This window comes from Tsuneonella sp. HG094 (assembly GCF_053819285.1).
The window spans coordinates 986,603-1,007,266 of sequence record NZ_JBSORA010000001.1; the positions used below are offsets into that span (position 1 = coordinate 986,603).

The following is a 20,664-nucleotide window of genomic DNA, read 5'->3' on the forward strand; positions in this document are numbered from 1 at the left end:
TGACTAGGCGGGGATGCACAGGATGTGAAGTCGCTGCTAGGAGGGCTCCCATGCCCCGCATCGCAATCTGCGCACCGGCCACCCCGATCACCCGCGACGTTGCGGAGCGCGTCACCGCTTTGGCGGCGGCGGAGTTTTCCGCGCTCAATCTAGTCTTCCACGACCAGTGCTTCGCGCACGAAGGCCATTTTGCCGGACCGGATTCGCTGCGCCTGGACGCATTCCTCGATTGCGCCAACGACCCTGGCACCCATGCAGTCTGGTTCGCCAAGGGCGGCTACGGCTCCAATCGCATAGCGTCCGCGGCGTTGGGCCGGTTGGGGAGTGCGGCGCGGGACAAGACGTATCTCGGTTATTCCGATGGCGGTTACCTGCTCGCGGTGCTTTACCGCGAACGCATCGGACAGCCCGTCCACGGACCCATGCCGCTCGACATCCTGCGAGAGGGCGGAGAGGCGGCCGTTCGGCGTTCGCTGGCGTGGTTTTGCGGGAAGTCATCTGGCCTTGAGCCAGGGTTGGAAGATCGGCCACACGTCGCATTCAACCTGATGACGCTGGCGACCCTGTCAGGCACATCGCTCATGCCCGACCTGACCGGGCACGTCGTCATCGTCGAGGAAGTGGCGGAGCATCTTTACGCGATCGATCGTCTGTTCTTCGGCCTGACCGCGCAACTGCACGGCATCGTCGGGCTCAAGCTCGGTGCTGTGACTGCTGTGCCCGAGAACGACCGTCCCTTCGGCTTCGACGCCGAGCAGATCGCGCGCCACTGGTGCGCGGCGAACGGCATCCCGTATCTGGGCCGCGCAAGGATCGGTCACGACAGCGACAACCATATCGTGCCCTTCGGGGTTGCCCGCGCCGCGCCGGAAGAATAGGCGCTGCCGCTCACAGTGAGAGGCATTGCATGAGAGCGTTCGTTTTCCCGGGTCAGGGCAGCCAGAAGGTCGGCATGGGCGTCGAACTCGCCGCGGCAAGTACCGCCGCGCGAGAGGTGTTCGAAGAGGTCGACGACGCGCTGGGCCAGAAGCTGTTCGCGATCATGGGCGAAGGACCGGACGACCAGCTGACGCTGACCGAGAATGCCCAGCCGGCGATCATGACGCACGCCATCGCGGTCCTGCGCGTTCTGGAAAAAGAGGGCGGACTGAATTTGTCCGGCGTCGCCGATTGCGTAGCGGGACACAGCCTTGGTGAGTACACGGCGCTCTGCGCTGCGGGTGCGTTTTCGCTTGCGGACACCGCGCGGCTTCTCAAGCTGCGCGGACAGGCGATGCAGGCAGCCGTACCAGTCGGGGTCGGAGCGATGTGCGCGCTGCTTGGCGCCGATCTCGAAAAGGCGCAGGCGCTTGCCGATGCGGCGGCCGAGGGACAAGTCTGCCAGGTCGCCAACGACAACGATCCCACGCAAGTCGTGCTCTCGGGCCACCGTGAGGCGATCGAGCGCGCGGTTGCGCTGGTCAAGGATCACGGCATCAAGCGCGGAGTGCTGCTGCCGGTCTCAGCCCCCTTCCATTGCGACCTCATGAAACCCGCTGCCGACGCAATGGCCGAGGCGCTGGGCAGGACACCACCGCAGGCCTTCCGCGTGCCGATCTATGCCAATGTCACCGCCGCTGCGGTGTCCGACCCGGCGGAAGAGCAACGTCTGCTAGTCGAGCAGGTCTGCGGTCGAGTGCGCTGGCGCGAAAGCGTGCTGGCCATGCGTGCGGCCGGTGTCGAGCGGTTCGTCGAACTCGGCGGCAAAGTGCTCGCTCCGATGATCGGTCGGATTGACGGTGATGCGCAGGTGACGAGTGTTGTAACGATGGCCGATATCGAGGCCCTGGCGAAGGAGATCGGCTGATGTTCAACCTCGAAGGGATGACTGCGCTGGTCACCGGCGCGAGCGGCGGGATCGGCTCGGCGATTGCCTATTCGCTCGCCCGGCAGGGCGCGCGGCTCGCGCTGTCCGGCTCGAACGGCGATAAGCTGCGGATTTTCCGCGAGCAACTCAACCGCGAGATCGGCGGCGATCACGTCGAGATAACCTGCGACCTCGGCAACACCGCGCAGGTCGAGGAACTCGTCCCGGCCGCGATCGACACGTTCGGGAAGCTCGATATCCTCGTGAACAACGCCGGCATCACGCGCGACAATCTCGCGATGCGGATGAAGGACGAGGAGTGGGACGCGGTTATCCGTATCAACCTCGAAGCCGCGTTCCGCCTGATGCGCGCGGCGTCCAAGCCGATGATGAAGGCGCGGTTCGGCCGGATCGTGACCATCACCAGCGTCGTCGGCGCGACGGGCAATCCGGGACAGGCGAACTATGCCGCTGCGAAGGGTGGGCTGACTGCCATGTCCAAGGCATTGGCACAGGAGCTCGCCACCCGGGGGATCACCGTCAACTGCGTTGCGCCGGGCTTCATCCGCACCGCTATGACCGACACCCTGCCGGACGCGCAGAAGGACGCGCTGAATGCGCGCATCCCGATGGGCCGGATGGGCGAAGGCGACGATATCGGCGCGGCAGTCGCCTACCTCGCCTCGAAGGAGGCGGGATACGTCACGGGACAGACCCTGCACGTCAACGGCGGCATGGCGATGATGTCGTAAACGTCGTTATCCCCAAGGAATCTGCGCCCTGCTGCCTTGGTTCTTGCCCCCGGACGCCTCGCGGCTAAGGATAATTCGACGTATTTCCGGCGCTGGGGGGCGATTCCGGCCCCCTTGGTGCCCCTTGAGGGACCCGTTAGACCGATGAAGGCCACCATCGAACGCGCGACGCTGCTGCGCTGCCTGTCCCACGTGCAGTCGGTCGTCGAGCGCCGCAACACGATCCCTATCCTGTCGAACGTCTTGATCGATGCCTCGGACGGCGGCAGTTTGAAAGTAATGGCGACCGACCTCGACCTGCAGGTCGTGGAGCAGATGGCCGCCGCTTCGGTCGAAAGCCCGGGTGCGATCACCGTTTCGGCGCACCTCTTGTTCGATATCGCGCGCAAGTTGCCCGAAGGGAGCCAGGTCAGCCTTGAAACCGCGGACAACCGCATGACGGTGAAGGCTGGCCGCAGCCGCTTCTCGCTGCCGACGCTGCCGCGCGACGATTTCCCGGTGATCGTGGAAGGCGACTTGCCGACCAGCTTCGAAGTGCCGGCTAAGACGCTTGCAGAACTGATCGACCGGACGCGCTTCGCGATCTCGACCGAAGAGACGCGGTACTACCTAAATGGCATCTTCCTCCATGTCTCGGACGAGGACCAGCCGGTGCTCAAGGCCGCCGCGACCGACGGACACCGTCTCGCCCGCTTCACCATCGCACGCCCCGAGGGCGCCGAGGGCATGCCCGACGTGATCGTGCCAAGAAAGGCCGTGTCCGAATTGCGCAAGCTGCTCGAGGAATCGCTCGACGCCAATGTGCAGATCGACCTGTCGGCCAGCAAAGTGCGCTTTACGCTTGGCGGCGAGGGCGGGGTGATCCTGACGAGCAAGCTGATCGACGGCACCTTTCCGGACTATTCGCGCGTCATTCCGACCGGCAACGACAAACTGCTCAGGCTCGATCCGAAGTCGTTCTACGAAGGCGTGGACCGCGTCGCCACGATCGCCACGGAGAAGACCCGCGCAGTCAAGATGGGCATCGAGAACGACAAGGTCACCCTGTCGGTCACTTCGCCCGACAATGGCACCGCGGCAGAAGAAGTGCCCGCCGATTATCGGTCCGACGGGATGGAGATTGGCTTCAACGCCAATTACCTGAAGGATATCCTTCATCAGATCGACGGTGATACGGTTGAACTGCACCTGGCCGATCCCGGTGCACCGACGCTGATCCGGCAGGATGAAAAGAGCCCCGCGCTCTACGTCCTGATGCCGATGCGGGTGTAGTAGTCGATTAAGTCGGCCCTGCGGGGTGTTGCCGGTGCACGCGGCTACCCGCGCGCGCGGATCATGCTTTCGATGTCGACGAACTTTTCCCGGGGGGCGCCGTCGCGGGCGGCTTTCGCCTCGGCTTCCTCGATCTTCTTCCAATCGCGGAACGTGATGACGTCGAGGCCGCGCTCAGCCGCCAGCCGGTCGAATCCTGCACGGCCTTCGCGGGGAGAGCCGCCGATCGATCCGCTGGCGATGTCTTCCACGATCCGCTCGACAACGCCAAAGCCGTCCGGTCGGTTCGTGCCGATGGTCCCGGTCGGACCGCGCCGCGCCCAGCCGACCGCGTAAAGGCCGGGCACGATCCGTCCCTCGTCGTTGGCGAACCGGCCCAGTCGATCGTCGAACGGGACGCCGGGGATTGGCGAGCTTCGATAGCCGATGCACGCGACCACGAGATCGGCGGGTATCACATATGTCTCGCCGGTTCCGACCGCGCGTCCGGCCTCGACCGCTGTCCGCTCGACTTCGACGCCGGTCACCTTGCCGCCCTCACCGAGAAGGCGGATAGGGGAGGCGAACATATCGAAGTCGATCTCGATCGCCTTGTCGGCGCGCGCACTCTCGGGAATCGCGGCAAATGCGCGCAGATGCGTAACCGATTTGCGCAGACCAGGTTCGAGGAAGGCGTCCTCCGCCACATCGGGCAGGTCAGCGGGATCGACGCGGGGGCTCGCTCGCTCGAGGTGCATGAGTTCGCCCAATTCCTTGGGTGTCATCATGATCTGATGCGGCCCGCGCCGACCGACGATCGTCACGGTGGAGATGGTCGACCCCCGAAGCGCCTGGAGCGCATGCCCGACGATGTCGCTTCCAGCGAATTCCGCTTCTGTCTTGGAAAGGATGCGCGCCACATCGAGCGCGACATTGCCCATGCCGATCACGACCGCATTGCGCCCCGACAGGTCGGGATTCAGCCCAGCAAACTGCGGGTGACCGTTGTACCAACCGACGAAAGCCGCGCTGCCGAATACGTTCGCGAGATCCTCGCCCGGCAGGCCCATCGACTTGTCGTGCGGCGCTCCGGTGGCGAAAACCACCGCGTCATATAGACCCGCGAGCTCGTCGACGGTCAGATCCTTGCCGATCGTCACGTTGCCGACGAACCGGACATTTTCGCTGAGCGCGGTTGCCTCGTAGCGACGGCTGACCCCTTTGATCGACTGGTGATCGGGCGCGACGCCGGTGCGGATCAGGCCGTAGGGGACAGGCAGCGTGTCGAACACGTCGACCCGCACCTCGTCACCCCACTGCTTTTGCGCCGCCTCGGCGGTGTAGTACCCTGCGGGTCCTGACCCGACGATCGCGAGGTGACGGGTCATGCGGCCTTTCGGTTTCTCTCTGGTGTCGCCTCGCGGTCAAGGAAGGCGCGGATTGCGCTGATCGACTGCTCGCGGTGGCTGAGGAGGAACAGGTGGCCACCGCCCTCGAAGACCTCGAGCTCGCTGCCGGGAATCAGGCGGTTGAGGATGCGCCCGTTGGTCAGCGGGACAATCGAATCCTCGTCACCCATCATGATCATCGTGGGCGCCTTGAGGAAGGGCAGGACCGGCGCACTGGTCCAGCCGATCATCGCGAGCAACTGGTACATGTAACCACGCGTGCTCGGCGGTTTGAGGCGGGCCATGTGCTTGGCCTTGTCACGCGAGTTGCCGAGCCCGCCGCCGTAGAGGGTCGTGAAATGCTTCTGCATGAAGGCCGCATCGACGAACCGGCGCGGGTTTGCCATCTTGCTGAGTGCAGCGGGCGTGCCGGGCACCATCACCATGCCGGCGCTCGTCGCGGCAAGGATCAGCCGGCGCACGCGGCCAGCGTGCTGGAGCGCGAAGTGCTGCGCCATCGCGCCGCCCCAGCTCACACCCATCACGTCGACCTCGTCGAGGCCGAGCTGGTCGAGCAGCTGGGCGGTTGTCCACGCCATCGTGAACGGGTTGTATGGCACGAGCGGTTCGGGCGAGCCACCGATGCCGGGCATGTCGAAGATCACGAAGCCACGCTCGGGCAGTGCCTCGGCCAGCGGAGCGATCGCTTCGATATTGGTGCCGATCCCGTTGAAGAACAGAACCGGGAGGTGATCGGACGGCATGTCGAGCCGCCAGGTTGCCACGCGCAATTGGCGGCCACCGACGCTCATCATGCGAACTTCGGCGGACGTCATGGGATCGGTCAATTCGGTGTCCTCAAGCTTGTTCGAGTACGTATTGTCCCGGCGCCGGATCGCCGGGCGCGAAGCCCTTTGCGCCGAGCTTGGCAGGCGCTTTGGCCTTCGCGCCCGAGCGCTTCTGTACCCAGTCCATCCAGAATGGCCACCAGCTACCCGCGACCTCCTCGGTTCCTTCGAGCCACTTTTCTGCAGTCGAGGGAAGGGCACCACCGCCCTTCTGCACGAAATATTTCGCCTTGGGATTGCCTGGCGGGTTCAGGATCGCCTGCATGTGGCCAGACTGGCTGAGGACGTAGGTGACGTCACTCGATCCGAACAGCTGCGTCGAGCGATAGGTTGCCCGCCACGGTGTGATGTGATCGGTCACCCCGCCGAGCACGAATAGATCGGCATCCACCTTCGACAAATCGATCCGGTGGTCGGCCATCTCGACTTTGCCCTTCCGGGTGAATGCGAGGGTTTCGAACAGGGTCAGGAAATCGCCCATCAGCGTCGCCGACAGGTTGGTGGCGTCCGCGTTCCAGAACAACACGTCGAACGCCGGGGGATCGTCGCCGAGCAAGTAGTTGTTGATGACGTAATTCCAGATCAGGTCATTGGGGCGCAGCCAGGCGAATCCTCGGCTGAGATCTTCGCCCTTGATGATCCCCGCCTTGGCTGCACGTGACTTCGCCAGCGCGAGGCCGTTGTCGGTCATGAGCGCACCGGCTTCGATATCGCCCTGTTGCGGGTGGAGTACGCATACCATCAGCGTGAGGCTGCCGAGAAGATCGTTGCCGTCGGCCGCAAGCTGGCTCGCAAGCACCGAGGCTGTCTGTCCGCCCGAGCACCCGGCCGAAACGTTCACCTTGTCGCTGCCGGTGATCCTTGCCACCGCTTCCATCGCCTGGCGGCAGCTGGCGACGTAATCCGCCATGCCCCACGATCCCTGGTCCTTCGCAGGGTTCTTCCAACTGATGACGAATGTCTGGATGCCGTTGTCGAGCTGGTACTTCACGACCGACTTCTCGGGCGAAAGATCGTTGATGTACATCTTGTTGATCTGCGGCGGGATGGTGAGCTGCGGGATCGCATAGACCTCGTCAGTCGTCGGCGCGTACTGGATCAGCTCCATCATCTCCGTTCGCAAAACGACTGCGCCCTTGCTGGTCGCCACGTTTTCGCCGATCTTGAACGGCTTCTTGTTGACCTGACTGACCATGCCCTTGTTGTGAACCATGTCCTCGTAGGCGTTCTTCAGGCCCTTCACGAGCGACAGGCCACCGCTGTCGACGAGACGCTTCTGCGCGGTCGGGTTGCCCGCGAGGGTATTGGTCGGCGCCAGCGCGTCGATGATGATCTGGCTGATGAAGTTGGCCCGGTCGCGCTCGATCGCATCGAGTTCGAGTTCTCCGAGCCAGTTCTTCATGCCCTTCTGGACGGCGAGGTAATACTGCGCGCCTGCTCGCAGGAAGGGATTGTACTGAAATGCGGGGTCCTTGAAGCGCTTGTCCTTCGGGTCCGGCGCGAGGTCGCTCTTTCCGGTCATGATCCTGATCATGTCCTCGCCGATCGCCTGGGCATGACGAATGGTTCGCCCCGGGTCGCTCGCTGTCTCGCGGAGTAAGAGGGCGACCGCGCCGGCGATATCCTCGCGCACCAGGCCGACCATGGGGCCTAGTGTCGTCGTCGACTGCGCCGCTTCGTTTTCCAGCCTGGTGCCCATTTGGCATCCTCTCCATCGACGACCGTTAGTCGTCCAACCCATTCATGCACCTGCGAAAAACCCTTGGCAAGCGGCGGTCAGGAGCAGATCGCTATCCAGCTATTAACCATTTCCCCGCTGGTTTTGCTTCGAATTGTGCTGGATTTTCTGCCCGGGAGTTAACGCATTCTCAAACCAAGGGCGGCAAAGGGAGAGCATGCCGGGCACCTTACTCCCAGCCGAGGGATACCAAACCGACGCCACCGGGAAGGCCGATGCGGTTCCCGAGGGAGTGCCTTCGGTCGTCACGCGACGCTCCGGGAACGCGCGTCGATCGGGCGGTCGGACCCCCACTCGGGACCATTTCGCGACCGACCTGGAAGACATGCACCGGGTTCCTTCCCACTGGAAGCAGATCAACACCTTTCTGGCCTTCGCGGTGCTGTTGGCGGCCCTCGCGTCTGTCTCCATCCCGCCCCTCATGTCGGTCATCGCAGTGGCCTTGGCCATGGCCATCGTCCAGTTTTCGCCGAGCCTGTTGGCGCTTGGCCGGACTGATGGACGGGCCGGTCGCCGCGAGACGCTGAAACTCATCGCGATCACGTCTGCACCGATCGGACTGAGTTCGTTGGGTTTGTCGTACTGGATGATGCGCGGGGGTCTCGAATACCATTGGGGCCTCGCTGCGCTCATCTCATTGACGACCATTGCCGCCGTCCTGCTGGGCAATCGCGTTTCAGCCAATCTTTCCGCCAAAGCCACCTGCTGGGTCGTGTTCGCGATTCTCGACGGTTCGATGCTCGCCATCGGGTCGGCGACAGCCGGCTTGCTCGTCTGCGTTCTGCTGGCCAGGCACCAGTTTACGCGCAGAAAGGAAGAAACGGCACGAAAGCTAACGCTTGAACGTGTCCAGCACCGCGCAGAAGACATCATGCGCGATTACGAAGATACCGGGCAGGGGTGGTTCTGGGAAACCGATCGACGCGGCCAGATCACCTATCTTTCGCCCAGCGTCGGTCGCCTCCTCGGCCGCGATCAAGACCAATCGAGCGGGCGGCCGTTCGTCGAACTATTCGACCTTACTAACGACAACCGCGAGGGCGAACGCACGCTCAACTTTCACCTATCGGCCCGCTCAGCCTTCACCGAGCTTGCCGTTCGCGCCAATTGCGCAAGCGAGGAGCGTTGGTGGTCGATCAACGGTCGGCCGATCTTCGACGAGTTCCAGAACTTTTGCGGTTTTCGCGGGTCCGGAACCGACCTGACCGAGAAGCGCAAGAGCGATGAGCAGGCAACCCGCCTCGCGCGCTTCGATTCGCTGACGGGCCTCGCCAACCGTTTCCAGATGTCGCAGAGCCTCGAGAAGGTTCTGAACGCGCCGCTTGAGATGCACCGCGAGTGCGGCGTAATGTTGCTGGATCTCGACCGGTTCAAGAACGTCAACGATACCTTGGGCCATCCTGCGGGAGACGCACTGCTCAAGCAGGTCGCGCAACGACTTGCCAAGGCGGTCGGCAAGTGCGGCCAGGTGGGCCGGAGAGGCGGCGACGAATTCGAGGTGATAGTGCCCGGACGGGTCGATCGCCAGGCGCTGGCCGCCTTGGGTAACGACATCATCGCCGCGCTCTCGCAGTCCTACACCATCGAGGGCAACCGAGTGGTGATTGGCGCTTCAGTGGGGATCGCGGTCGCTCCCGACGACGGCCAGGCAAGCGATGAACTCATCCGAAACGCCGACCTTGCGCTGTACGCCGCGAAGGATGCCGGGCGAGGTCGCCTCCATTTCTTCGCTGCCGACTTGCATGCAAAAGCGGAGGAAAAGAACCGCCTGGAACAGGACTTGCGCGACGCAATCGCCTTTGGCGGTCTCGCACTTCATTACCAGCCGGTCATCCACACGGCGACAGAGCGCATTGCCGGGTTCGAAGCGCTGTTGCGCTGGCAGCACCCCGTCACGGGCTGGATGTCGCCAGCGAAGTTCATCCCTGTTGCCGAAGAGGCAGGGTTAATCGGTGCCATAGGCGAATGGGCGATCAAGGCGGCCTGTCGCGACCTTGCACGATGGCCGACGGACGTTCGTTGCGCGGTCAACGTGTCGCCGCTGCAATTCGCCAATCCGAACCTCCCGACGATCGTGCGGGAAGCGCTGGAAGAAGCGGGGGTGGAGCCTTCGCGTCTCGAGCTTGAGATCACCGAAAGTGTCTTCCTGAGCGACGACGAAGGTACCGACGCGATGTTCTCCGCGCTCAAGGAAGTCGGCGTGCGACTTGCGCTCGACGATTTCGGGACGGGCTATTCGTCGCTAGGCTATTTGAAGAAAGCGCCGTTCGACAAGATCAAGATCGATCAGAGCTTCGTGCGCGGCGCAACCGAGGCGGGCAGCCGTAACGGCGCGATCATCTCATCGATAACGAGCCTGGCGCAAGCATTGGGCATGGACACAACCGCGGAAGGTGTCGAGACGCTCGACGAGCTCGACCTCGTCCGTGCCTATGGCTGCAGCCATATCCAGGGATACATCTACGAAAAGCCACTGGATGGGGCGACAGCCACCGCTCGTCTTGCCAGCGGGCTTGCGGCGATCGCCCGGGGTCCGCACTCCGCCCGCGGGCCTCGTCAGACCGTGCTGCGCAAGGTCCTGCTCGAGCATAGCGGTCAACATTACAACGGCACTATCCGCAACATGTCCGCCACCGGCGCATTGGTCGAGGGACTGTGGAACGTTCCGGTCGGGACGATTTTCCGGATTTCCCTGTCGGAAATGTTGAAGATCACAGCGACCACACGGTGGTGTACCGAAAACCGCCTGGGGGTCGAATTCGCATGTCCGCTTGCTCGCGAACTGGTGACGTCGAGTACCGGAGCAACGTTTGACAATTGGCTTCCCGATCAAGCGGACTTGCGCAGGACAGCGTGAGTCAGGGTTAGTGAATGCTTCAGCCTTTCGCGATATCTCTACGAATAAGTCGATGGGCAAGGTGAATGGGTCTTAACGGAATTTTTGCGCGAAAGGGGGGCGAGCGGACCGACCGTCAGCGTGCAGCTGGGGGCGCTGATTCAACTCGCCGATTGGCCCTTCTCGACGAATTCGAGGAAGCGGGCCTTGGTTGGTTCTGGGCTACCGACGCCGCTGGCGCATTGAGCTACCTTTCCTCGAGCGCGGCACGCCAACTCGACAAGGATGCTGCGGACATTCTGGGCACCCCGCTTACCACTCTGTTCCTTCCCGAGCGGGACGACGAGGAAGAGGGGCGGACCGGACGCCCGTTTGCATTCATGCTTCGATCGCGCAGTACGATCGTCGAGATGCCGGTCCGCCTTGCCATTGGCGACCGGGAAATCTGGTGGTCGATCAATGCCAAGCCGCAGAATGATGCGAACGGCGAATTCCTCGGCTATCGTGGCAGCGCAAAGGACATCACCGTAGTCCGCGAGAGCCAGCTCGATGCATCGCGCATGGCGCAATACGATTCGCTGACCGGTCTTGCCAACCGTCACCGCATGACAAAGCGTCTCACGGCAACGCTTACAGCCTACAAGGCCGCCAAGCGCAGCTGCGCGTTGATGATGCTCGATCTCGACCGGTTCAAGCAGGTCAACGATACGCTTGGCCACCCGGCCGGCGACGAGTTGCTGAAACAGGTTGCGCAGAGGCTCCAAAGAATCATCGGCAGTCGTGGCGAGATCGGTCGTCTTGGCGGGGATGAATTTCAGGTCATGCTGCCCGACATCGACGATCGCGGCCGGTTGGGCGAGATTGCGAACAGTGTGATCCAGATGATCTCGCAACCGTATTCCCTGGATGGAAGTAGGGCGATCATCGGAACATCGATCGGCATTGCGATCGCGCCGTATGACGGAATCGAGACCGATGAGTTGGTCAGCAGCGCTGACCTTGCGCTGTATGCGGCGAAAGGTGGCGGGCGCGGTCAGTACAGGTTCTTTTCCAGCGAGCTCAAGGATGGCGCGCGTTTGCGCCGCCAGATCGAGGAAGATCTGCGTGATGCAATCCAGACCGACCAACTGGAAATGCATTACCAACCGATCGTGAAGACCTGCGACCACAAGGTATCCGGATTCGAAGCGCTCGTGCGATGGAACCATCCAGAGCGCGGGTTTATCAGCCCCGGCGAGTTTGTCCCTGTCGCGGAGGAGACGAACCTCATCAACGCTCTGGGGGAATGGGTGTTGCGTCGCGCTTGCGAACAGGCTGTCCAGTGGCCGGGCGACTTGCGCGTTGCGGTCAATGTGTCGGCAATTCAGTTTTCCAGCACGGATGTGCCGCGCATTGTGCGCGCTGTGCTTGATCGCACCGGTCTCGCGCCCGAGCGGCTTGAACTGGAGATCACCGAAAGCGTGTTCCTCGGCGACCCGCAGGGCACTCGCACAATGCTGGCTGCGCTTAAGAAAATCGGGGTACGGCTCGCGCTCGACGATTTCGGCACGGGCTATTCCTCGCTGGGCTATCTCAGCAGCGCGCCGCTCGACAAAATCAAGATCGACCGCAGCTTCGTTATCGGTGCGACGGACGACGAATCGAACAACGCGGCGATTATCACCGCTATCGTCAGTCTGGCGCGAGCGCTGAAGATGGAGACTGTCGCCGAGGGGGTGGAAGCGATGGATCAGCTGGATCTCATCACCGGCCTTGGCGCGAGCCACATCCAGGGCTGGATATTTTCCAAGGCGCTCTCACAATCCGAACTCCTCGCTCGGCTTGAAACCGGTGGGCTCAAGTTCGAGCCGAGCGGACCGGAAAAGAACCGTGCCGATCGGCAGACGATGTATCGGCGGGTCGGGGTGATCCACGAGGACCATCGGTACGAAGTCGTGATGCGCAATCTCTCGACCACCGGGGCGGGCATCGAAGGCTTGCTTAACGTTCCGCTCGGTACCGAATTGGTACTCGACCTTGGCGGTGGCCAACTCGTCGTCGGCCGAGTGATCCGCTCGCAAGAATATGCACAAGGCCTCGAATTCGAGGAAAAGCTGATCCGTGACGGCGCCGAAGGTCTTTGCACCAGGCACAGGATCAGCCCCTACGCTCTCGCCGCTGCGGGGATGCCGCTCGCTGCACTTCCGCCTGGCAATTACGCGCCGCCAGGTGGAGACACGCCTCGAAGTCGCCCGCAATTCCTGCAGGTCGATCTTACGAAGACCAACAAGGCAGCGTAGCTCGGTTGCTGACAGGCGATGCGCAGCCCGCTAAGGGCGCGCGCGATGACTGATCTTTCGCATATCCGCAACTTCTCCATCATTGCGCACATCGACCATGGGAAGAGCACGCTTGCCGACCGGCTGATCCAGCATACCGGGGGGTTGACCGCGCGCGAGATGTCCGAGCAAGTGCTTGATAACATGGACATCGAGAAAGAGCGCGGGATCACCATCAAGGCGCAGACGGTGCGCCTCAGCTACACTGCGCGCAATGGCGAGACCTATGAGCTCAACCTCATGGACACGCCCGGCCACGTCGACTTCGCGTACGAAGTGTCGCGCTCCCTCGCCGCGTGCGAGGGCGCGCTGCTGGTCGTGGACGCCGCGCAGGGGGTCGAGGCGCAGACGCTCGCCAACGTGTACCAGTCGATCGAGCACGACCACGAGATCGTCCCCGTCATCAACAAGATCGACCTCCCCGCCGCCGAGCCGGAGAAAGTCCGCGCCGAGATCGAGGACATCATCGGCATCGACGCGTCCGAGGCCGTGCTCGCCTCCGCCAAATCGGGCATCGGCATCGAGGAGGTGCTGGAAGCCGTCGTCGCGAAAATTCCGCCCCCCAAGGGCGACCGCACCGCGCCGCTGAAGGCCATGCTCGTCGACAGCTGGTACGACCCCTACCTCGGCGTCGTCATCCTCGTCCGCGTGATCGACGGGGTCCTCAAGAAGGGCCTGCACGTCAAATTCATGCAGGGCGGGACCGAGCACCTGATCGACCGCGTGGGCGCGCACACGCCCAAGCGCATCGACCTGCCCGAGATCGGCCCCGGCGAGATCGGCTTCATCACCGCGCAGATCAAGGAGGTGGAGCAGGCCCGCGTTGGCGACACGATCACCACGGTGAAGGGCGGGGCGGCGCAGGCGCTGCCCGGCTACAAGGAAGTGCAGCCGGTGGTCTTCTGCGGCCTGTTCCCGGTCGACGCGGCGGACTTCGAAAAGCTGCGCGAAAGCATCGCCAAGCTGCGCCTCAACGACGCGAGCTTCTCCTACGAGATGGAGAGCAGCGCGGCGCTGGGCTTCGGCTTCCGCGCCGGCTTCCTCGGCCTGCTGCACCTGGAAATCATCCAGGAACGCCTCAGCCGCGAATACGACCTCGACCTCATCACCACCGCGCCCTCGGTCGTCTACCGCCTCCAGCTCTCCAAGAGCCGCACCGAGGACGCGAAGGAGATCATGCTCCACAACCCGGCCGACTGGCCCGACCAGAACAGGATCGACACGGTCGAGGAACCGTGGATCAAGGCGACGATCTACACGCCCGACGAATACTTGGGCTCGATCCTCAAGCTGTGCCAGGACCGGCGCGGCATCCAGACCGGGCTGACGTATGTGGGCGGCCGCGCGCAGGTGACATACGAGCTGCCGCTGAACGAGGTGGTGTTCGACTTCTACGACCGCCTGAAGAGCATCAGCCGCGGCTATGCCAGCTTCGATTACGAGCAGATCGGCCTGCGCGAAGGCGACCTCGTGAAGATGAACATCCTCGTCAACAACGAGCCGGTCGACGCGCTCTCCCTGATCGTCCACCGCGGCAACGCCGAGGCGAGGGGGCGCGGCATGTGCGAGCGGCTGAAAGACCTCATCCCCCGCCACCTGTTCAAGATCCCCATCCAGGCCGCGATCGGCGGCAAGGTGATCGCCCGCGAGACGATAGCCGCCCTGCGCAAGGACGTGACCGCCAAGTGCTACGGCGGCGACATCACGCGCAAGAAGAAGCTGCTGGAGAAGCAGAAGAAGGGGAAGGCGCGGATGCGGGAATACGGCAACGTCTCGATCCCACAGGAAGCTTTCATTGCCGCGCTACGGATGGGCGAAGAGTAGCCCTCATTCTGAGGATGCGGGAGCGCCCGAAGGGCAGCCTGTCCCCGCGAAGGCGTGGAGGAACGTAAGCATTCCGCAGGAGGCGTTTATCGCGGCGCTGCGGATGGGGGAGGAGTGATAGAGCTCATCGTGGCTCGCTCGACCAGTGCTGAATACCTTTGAGCTCGGAACGTGAACGACTAGAACTTCAGTACAGCGACCCGAGATTGTTTCATCCGGACAATTCTTTGGCCGTACCCTCGTCGTTCGATCGCGTTTCGAAATATTTCATTTCCCTCGCAACGTCGGATAAATTCGACGAGCTTACCGCGCTCAAAATGGACCTAAGATCGGTGAGGTATCGCAACTCTTGGGAGCTGTCTCCGCGAATTCTCCAGGTGAAAGAGCTATAACGAAAAAGCCTGAGGAGGTTTTCGAGGTCGCGTGACTTTCCAAACACCTTCCAAAGTTGCTCATGGCACTCGTCGAACAGATTTGAAGACCTCTCATTGAAGAGATGTTCATAAATCTTGATCAAAAATGAAACGATCTGTTCGCTCGGATTTGCCCCTCCTGCGCTACGAAGAATTCTCAATGTAGCGCGGGTGGCATTGTGGAAATCATTCTGAGTCGATCCGCTCTTTAAAACGGTTTGAAGAAGCTCAGCTCTCTCGGCCTTGTCCTTGGTCAATTCCGATATCGTCATCGCTGCGTTGTTCGCAGCCACATAGCATTTCTTCTGCCGGGCCTTAGTTTGTATCGCTCTAAGACCTTCGAGAACCGCTTGCGGACTTTCCTCCTGCTCGACGAGAATCTGCTGGGCCTGAAAGCCGTAACCGTCTGTCTTGCCCTTGCGAAGAACCTTGTTTGCGAACTCGCGCGCGCCCTCTTGATCCCCTGCCTTTTCACACATGAGCGCCATGTTCAGATCGACTGAGCGCTTCTGGTCAGCGCTGAGGTGCGCTGGGTCAATTTCAGCGAAAATTCGCTGTGCATCCTCGGTTTCACCCAGCATTCGTAGAGAACGTGCTTTTTGGAATTTGATGACGTCGATTTGCTGCAGGAAGCTATCCTCAGGGACCAGAGCGAGAACCTCGTCAGCGAAATCCACGGATGCTCGGTAATGGTTGCCCCGGCCAAGGGCCGCAATAAAGGAACTCGCAAGGTAAACGAGCTGTGTTGTCCTTGCGCCGCCTCCTTCCGCAGCGGCTTTGGTGAGTGCTCGGACGATAATAGCCGAACAGTTCATGATCTCGTAAGGTTCACATAGGGGGTCCTTGCAGTTACGCGAAGCAATGCTTTTAGAGATGTCCCCGGTTCTCCAATCATCTCCGAAATATAGCCTCAAAGCCGCGTCATCCAAGGTTTGGCGCCGGCGCTGATTCAAGGATGACAGAACTTCCTCTCGCACTACTTTAGGTACAATGAGCGCTTTTTTCTCATCATCTTGCTGGGCAACCTTGCCGCCAAGCAATGGAGTAGTATCGATCAACCGGCGTCCAGCGAGTTCAAGTGCATGGTTCGAATATAGGCCGGAAGCCCCGTAAAACCGCTTCAGGCGCGGAAGTTGTTCGCCTTGCGGTAGCACGCTCAGCGCCTCAAGCAGGCTATTCGCACGTTGTAGCACGGGCGTCTTTGACGTCTTAAGGTCAACAATCGACTGCCGTAGGAAAGTGTCGGGCGCAGCAGCGGCAAAGGGTGTGGCTAGGCCGGAATGACGTTCTTGTCGCAATAAGTCGTCAAGTGACGTGACCTTTAGCTCACTGAGAAAGGAGTCAATTTTCTCCGGTAATCCGCCTGTGGCTTGCCAGATTTTCGCTAGAATAGGATCTCTCGCGAACTTGCTCTGCCCATACTCATGATTGAGCAGGTAATCTGCTGTATCGGCCTCGTCGAGGCTCTCAAGGCGTATTCGCGCGAAATGCAAATGATCGGTAGTTGGCCTGCCTCTGAGTACTATGTTTGAGCTCGGTGAGTATTGGCGGATGAACCTCGCCAGCGTCTCGGCGCCCACGTCGCTGGTGTCCGGCTTACTCCCCTCTGTGGGATCGGGGAAAATGTTATCAAGGATCAAGATGTGATCCTCGGTGCGAGATAGAGACTCGCAAACGACTGCGAACTCAACGCGGTTCTCCAAGCGGAACCGCTCGTAGAAGTCCTCAGGTGACCCAATGCCCTCTAGACTTATGCGATAGGTGATACCACTCCGGCCGAATTTTTGGTGCTTAACGGCCGCCAAAAATCCTTCGTCTCCCTTACCCCACTCACTCTCGACCCAGACGACGCCATCTAGCTTTAAGGCGGATATCGCTTCGTCTAATTCGTGCTTGCGAACTGCGCGGTGAGCAGCGGAACCAGCTAGATGGTACTCGTATACTTGCAGATTAAATGTTCCGCCGATCTCCCTCAACGGGTCGAACCTCGTCGCCTCAATGGATGCGTCGACTGGCTGTCCAGCGAAATGCAGCGGCAAGAACCGATCTTGAACTAAGCCCTGGGTGAGGTCTGGGCCGAATTGTCGACCTCCTCCACTCAGAGAGACCACCGCACGTGGGAGGATTCGGGAATTCTCCGGCAAAATTTGTATTAACGAGTAACCGTGGGTGCGTTGCAGCCCGTTACCAATCCTTTCTAATCCAAGCAGAGACGCAGCTTGGATTGATGTCCTTGGGGCCGATCCTCCTGTCGATGTTCTGACCATCCGATGTTCATGCATATGACCGAACAGGTGGGCCGAAAAGCGACCGGGAGAAGCTATGTCATCCTGCCACGCTTCTAGGCCAGTTGTTGATAGCCATTCAGAAGGGTGGTGCGTCGCAACCAGATTGACTTCTCGGCCGCTTAACCAATTGTCGGGTTGGCTATCAGTTACTGCCAGAAGCTGCCGCGGATCGACAAATAACCTCTTCTCATATTTACTCTCGTCGACCTGCTGCCACGTCGAATTAAGGGTTATCAGTCCTATTTCTTGACCGCCCGCAGAGAAAATATAGCTGCAGTCGCCGGGTAGTATACCAACTTGGTAGGGGTCAAGGTGGCAAAGTTCGCCTTTCGCCTTCTCGAGGAAGGATGTATACGCGGAGAACAATAGAGAAATCGGCTCTACCATTTCTCCAGTTGAATCTAGAAAATTATCTAGCGTATTCGGTGAGGATGTAAATGCTTTCAGTGCATACGATATTTGAGTGTTTGCCTTCGGCCGTAATAAATCATGGTTACCGGGTAGCGTGACGAGCTTGGGTTTCTCTCCAAATTCATTGGCTATTGAATTTATCTCGCTGATTATCTCTGCAGCTTTGTCGAACTCAGCTTCAGTTCCTCTTTGGGTCAGATCCCCTGTGAAGATAGTTAAATCGAGACCTCCTTCATCGTCGAGAAGTCGCCGTAGGTCGTCCTTGAAAGCTTTTTGCAAATTAGGCCAAATCCAGTCGGAGTTTGCCATGCCTGCATGGAGATCACTGATGTGAAGTATGTTCATTCTGATGCAGCCTTCCCTGACCTATCTATGCATGCTCAGGGAAATACGAAAAGGGGCGAAGACATAAAATCTTTGGAGAAATGCCCAATGACGTAGATTAATGTCGCGGTAGCCGACTGAGCCTAGCATTCCTCCGAGTCCAACCCTCTCCAATCATCCTCCTCCGGGTCGAACGGCTCCAGTTCCTCCACCGGGTCGCCGAAGCCGTCGATGTCCATGCAGTCGCCGACGGGGGACCAGTCCTTGTCCGGGGGCATCGTCACGAAGTCGGTGAGCGGGTCGTCCTCGGGCTTTCCCTCCTCCTCGCGCCGGTGCCAGGCGGCGAGTTCGGAGAGCTTGGCCTGCATCGCCTCGATCTCGGGAAGGGTCATCGTCACCGGATCGAAGTGTTCGATCATCGCGGCGTTGATGTCGTCCTTCTCGGCCTGCGAGTGGATGGGCATGGTTATGCTGTATGCTTGTCGCCCTACCGCTTCGCTACTTGAGGGCGAGAAGGGATTACCACTCAGCCGGTCCGCGCCCGGGTCGAAGTAGCTGGCGGAGAGGCGGCGGCCGTCTTGACCGCGCATGTTCATCCGGAGGCAGAACATCAGCAGCCGGTCGTTCTTCACGCGGCGGAAGCCTTTCAGCTTGCCGCCGACGAACACGGGGGAGAGCTGGCCGTTGAGGGCGCGGTCGAACGCCTCGTCCTTTAGCCGCTGCACGCCGAAGTCGAGCGCGGCCTCCCACGCGCGGCGGAACCCTTCGCTGCCGCGCTGGCGGCGGAGGTAGTAGGCGCCCTCGGGGCTCATGTTGACGTGCATCGCGGCGCGCTTGACGCTGCCGGTGTCGGCCAGCGCCGCGATGAAGGCGCGCTGGCGCTCGGGCGTCCAGCCGTCGTGGCGCGGCTTGCGGGGGACTGGATCGAACGTGGGGAGGCGGTGGCCGCTGGCCTCCATCTCGGCCAGCGGGGTGCGAGTGGCGCGCGGGTCCTTGCGGCGGGTCATGGGGATACTCCTGTCTCGGTGGGCAAACCGGACAGGGTGAAGCAGAAACGGCGCGTGTAGGAAAATGCCCTGCGTGGAGGGCGGGGCGGTGAGGAGCTAGATCGCGTCTTCCAGCGCAGCGCCGACGTCCTCGTACTTGGCGTTGATCTCGTTGCCGAGGCCCACGAACGCGGTGATCGCGGCGATCGAGATCAGCGAGGCGACGAGCGCATACTCGATCGCGGTTGCGCCGGTGCTGTCGTTCCAGAGGCGTCGCAGCATCGTGGCTCTCCTTGTGTACGTCCCGGCGGCGAAAGTGCCGGCGAATGGTTGGAAAGCGATGAGCGGGCGCGGTTAATGCGCCGGACACCGATTGCGGCGGGGAGAGGCGGGCAACTTCACTTTGCGTTCACGGTAGTGACGGTTATAGGCGCCCCTCATGAGAACGCGCCTTTTCGCCGCCGCCCTGCTCGTCGGCGCCTCGCTCACCGTCACTGCCTGCGCCGGCAAGGGCAAGCTGGGCGATACCGCCTATGTCGCGCGCGATGTCGAATCGCTCTACGCCGCGGCGAAGGACCGGCTCGACCGCGGCCAGCCCAAGGTCGCCGCCGCGCTGTTCGACGAGGTGGAGCGCCAGCACCCCTATTCGCCCTGGGCCCGCCGCGCGCAGCTGATGAGCGCGTTCAGCTATTACGTCGCCGCCGACTACAACAAGTCGATCGAGAGCGCGCAGCGCTTCCTCTCGATCCACCCCGGCAACCGCGATGCGCCCTATGCCTATTACCTGATCGCGATCAGCTACTACGAGCAGATCAGCGACGTGCAGCGCGACCAGAAGGTGACCGAGCAGACGCGCACCGCGCTGCAGGAGCTCGTCCGCCGCTATCCGGCGACCGAATACGCCAACGATGCCAAGCTCAAGCTCGACCTCGTGGAAGACCACCTGGCGGGCAAGGAGATGGAGATCGGCCGCTACTACGAGCGCAGTGGCAGCTGGCTGGCGGCGCAGATCCGCTTCCAGAACGTCGTCGATAACTTCCAGACCACCAGCCACGCGCCCGAAGCGCTCTACCGCCTGGTCGAAACCAGCCTCGCGCTCGGCGTACCCGAGGAGGCGGTGAAGAACGCCGCCGTGCTCGGCGCGAACTACCCGGGCAACGAGTGGTACGAGAAGGCCTACGAGCTGGTGCAGAAGCGCGCGGCGGGCGTCTCAGCGAGCTGATTCCGGCGCCCGGGCCCGTGCGGTCGGCAGCGTCCACAGGAAAATCTGCTCGCTGAAAGGCGAAATTAACCATCGGAACCGGCGCTTTTCCGCGCGCCTCCCGCGATTTTTCGCGGCAAACGGCAATCAGGGTTACGATTTCTTTTCGATTTGCTCCGATAGCGACCTTTCGAATGGGTCGTGAGCAAGGAGGGGGCATGCCGCCCTCGGTCGATGGAT

The 20,664-nt window shown here is 61.6% G+C and carries 15 protein-coding genes; 8 read left to right on the forward strand and 7 right to left on the reverse strand.

Annotation, left to right across the window (positions count from 1 at the left end; genetic code table 11):
• Positions 1-50: 50 nt before the first annotated feature.
• The 4 genes from ACWPMX_RS04915 (at position 51) to dnaN (ending at position 3,870) form a co-directional block, all read left to right on the forward strand.
• Positions 51-878: an LD-carboxypeptidase gene (locus tag ACWPMX_RS04915; protein WP_455698927.1), complete on the forward strand. Its 828-nt coding sequence runs from the start codon at positions 51-53 to the stop codon at positions 876-878.
• Positions 879-907: 29 nt separating this feature from the next.
• Entirely contained in the window at positions 908-1,846 is a 939-nt protein-coding gene (gene fabD, locus ACWPMX_RS04920; RefSeq protein WP_455698928.1) for an ACP S-malonyltransferase, read from the forward strand.
• Complete coding sequence (fabG, locus tag ACWPMX_RS04925) at positions 1,846-2,598, forward strand: 3-oxoacyl-[acyl-carrier-protein] reductase (RefSeq protein ID WP_455698929.1); 753 nt, start codon at positions 1,846-1,848, stop codon at positions 2,596-2,598. Before fabD ends, fabG begins: the two co-directional genes overlap by 1 nt.
• Positions 2,599-2,742: 144 nt before the next feature.
• The gene (gene dnaN / locus ACWPMX_RS04930) at positions 2,743-3,870 is read left to right on the forward strand and encodes a DNA polymerase III subunit beta (protein WP_455698930.1); all 1,128 of its coding nucleotides are present in this window, start codon (positions 2,743-2,745) and stop codon (positions 3,868-3,870) included.
• Positions 3,871-3,914: 44 nt separating this feature from the next.
• Here the strand turns inward: dnaN and ACWPMX_RS04935 are convergent, their stop codons facing one another.
• Genes ACWPMX_RS04935 through ACWPMX_RS04945 form a run of 3 tightly spaced genes read right to left on the reverse strand, consistent with a single transcriptional unit; the run spans position 3,915 to position 7,784 of the window.
• A complete protein-coding gene (locus tag ACWPMX_RS04935; protein WP_455698931.1) occupies positions 3,915-5,237 on the reverse strand; it encodes an FAD-dependent oxidoreductase in 1,323 nt (440 codons plus the stop codon).
• Positions 5,234-6,085, reverse strand: a complete 852-nt coding sequence (locus ACWPMX_RS04940) for an alpha/beta fold hydrolase (RefSeq protein ID WP_455698932.1) — start codon at positions 6,083-6,085, stop codon at positions 5,234-5,236. Before ACWPMX_RS04940 ends, ACWPMX_RS04935 begins: the two co-directional genes overlap by 4 nt.
• A gap of 10 nt (positions 6,086-6,095) precedes the next feature.
• On the reverse strand, positions 6,096-7,784 hold the full coding sequence (locus ACWPMX_RS04945) for a PHA/PHB synthase family protein (protein ID WP_455698933.1): 1,689 nt from the start codon (positions 7,782-7,784) through the stop codon (positions 6,096-6,098).
• 364 nt (positions 7,785-8,148) lie between these two features.
• Between ACWPMX_RS04945 and ACWPMX_RS04950 the strand changes: the two genes are divergently transcribed.
• A complete protein-coding gene (locus tag ACWPMX_RS04950; RefSeq protein WP_455698934.1) occupies positions 8,149-10,680 on the forward strand; it encodes an EAL domain-containing protein in 2,532 nt (843 codons plus the stop codon).
• A 140-nt stretch (positions 10,681-10,820) separates the two neighbouring features.
• On the opposite strand, the gene ACWPMX_RS04955 is transcribed toward ACWPMX_RS04950, so the two are convergent.
• On the reverse strand, positions 10,821-11,378 hold the full coding sequence (locus ACWPMX_RS04955; RefSeq protein WP_455700804.1) for a hypothetical protein: 558 nt from the start codon (positions 11,376-11,378) through the stop codon (positions 10,821-10,823).
• Between ACWPMX_RS04955 and ACWPMX_RS04960 the strand changes: the two genes are divergently transcribed.
• Together ACWPMX_RS04960 and lepA are read left to right on the forward strand one after the other, a co-directional pair.
• The gene (locus tag ACWPMX_RS04960) at positions 11,265-12,938 is read left to right on the forward strand and encodes an EAL domain-containing protein (RefSeq protein ID WP_455700731.1); all 1,674 of its coding nucleotides are present in this window, start codon (positions 11,265-11,267) and stop codon (positions 12,936-12,938) included. The two genes, ACWPMX_RS04955 and ACWPMX_RS04960, sit on opposite strands and share 114 nt — an antisense overlap.
• A gap of 45 nt (positions 12,939-12,983) precedes the next feature.
• Positions 12,984-14,801, forward strand: coding sequence for a translation elongation factor 4 (gene lepA, locus ACWPMX_RS04965; RefSeq protein WP_455698935.1), 1,818 nt, complete (start codon positions 12,984-12,986; stop codon positions 14,799-14,801).
• 211 nt (positions 14,802-15,012) lie between these two features.
• Here lepA and ACWPMX_RS04970 read toward each other — a convergent pair whose 3' ends face one another.
• From ACWPMX_RS04970 to ACWPMX_RS04980, 3 genes are all read right to left on the reverse strand, one after another.
• Positions 15,013-18,258 (reverse strand): metallophosphoesterase, encoded by a 3,246-nt coding sequence (locus ACWPMX_RS04970; RefSeq protein ID WP_455698936.1) that lies wholly within the window; start codon positions 18,256-18,258, stop codon positions 15,013-15,015.
• Between the two features lie 122 nt (positions 18,259-18,380).
• The gene (locus tag ACWPMX_RS04975; RefSeq protein ID WP_455698937.1) at positions 18,381-19,244 is read right to left on the reverse strand and encodes a hypothetical protein; all 864 of its coding nucleotides are present in this window, start codon (positions 19,242-19,244) and stop codon (positions 18,381-18,383) included.
• Positions 19,245-19,340: 96 nt separating this feature from the next.
• On the reverse strand, positions 19,341-19,505 hold the full coding sequence (locus tag ACWPMX_RS04980) for a Flp family type IVb pilin (protein WP_455698938.1): 165 nt from the start codon (positions 19,503-19,505) through the stop codon (positions 19,341-19,343).
• Between the two features lie 157 nt (positions 19,506-19,662).
• On the opposite strand from ACWPMX_RS04980, the gene ACWPMX_RS04985 reads away from it, so the two are divergent.
• Positions 19,663-20,445 carry an outer membrane protein assembly factor BamD gene (locus tag ACWPMX_RS04985; RefSeq protein WP_455698939.1) on the forward strand — a complete coding sequence of 261 codons (783 nt, stop codon included), beginning with the start codon at positions 19,663-19,665 and terminating at the stop codon, positions 20,443-20,445.
• The last annotated feature ends 219 nt before the right edge of the window (positions 20,446-20,664 follow it).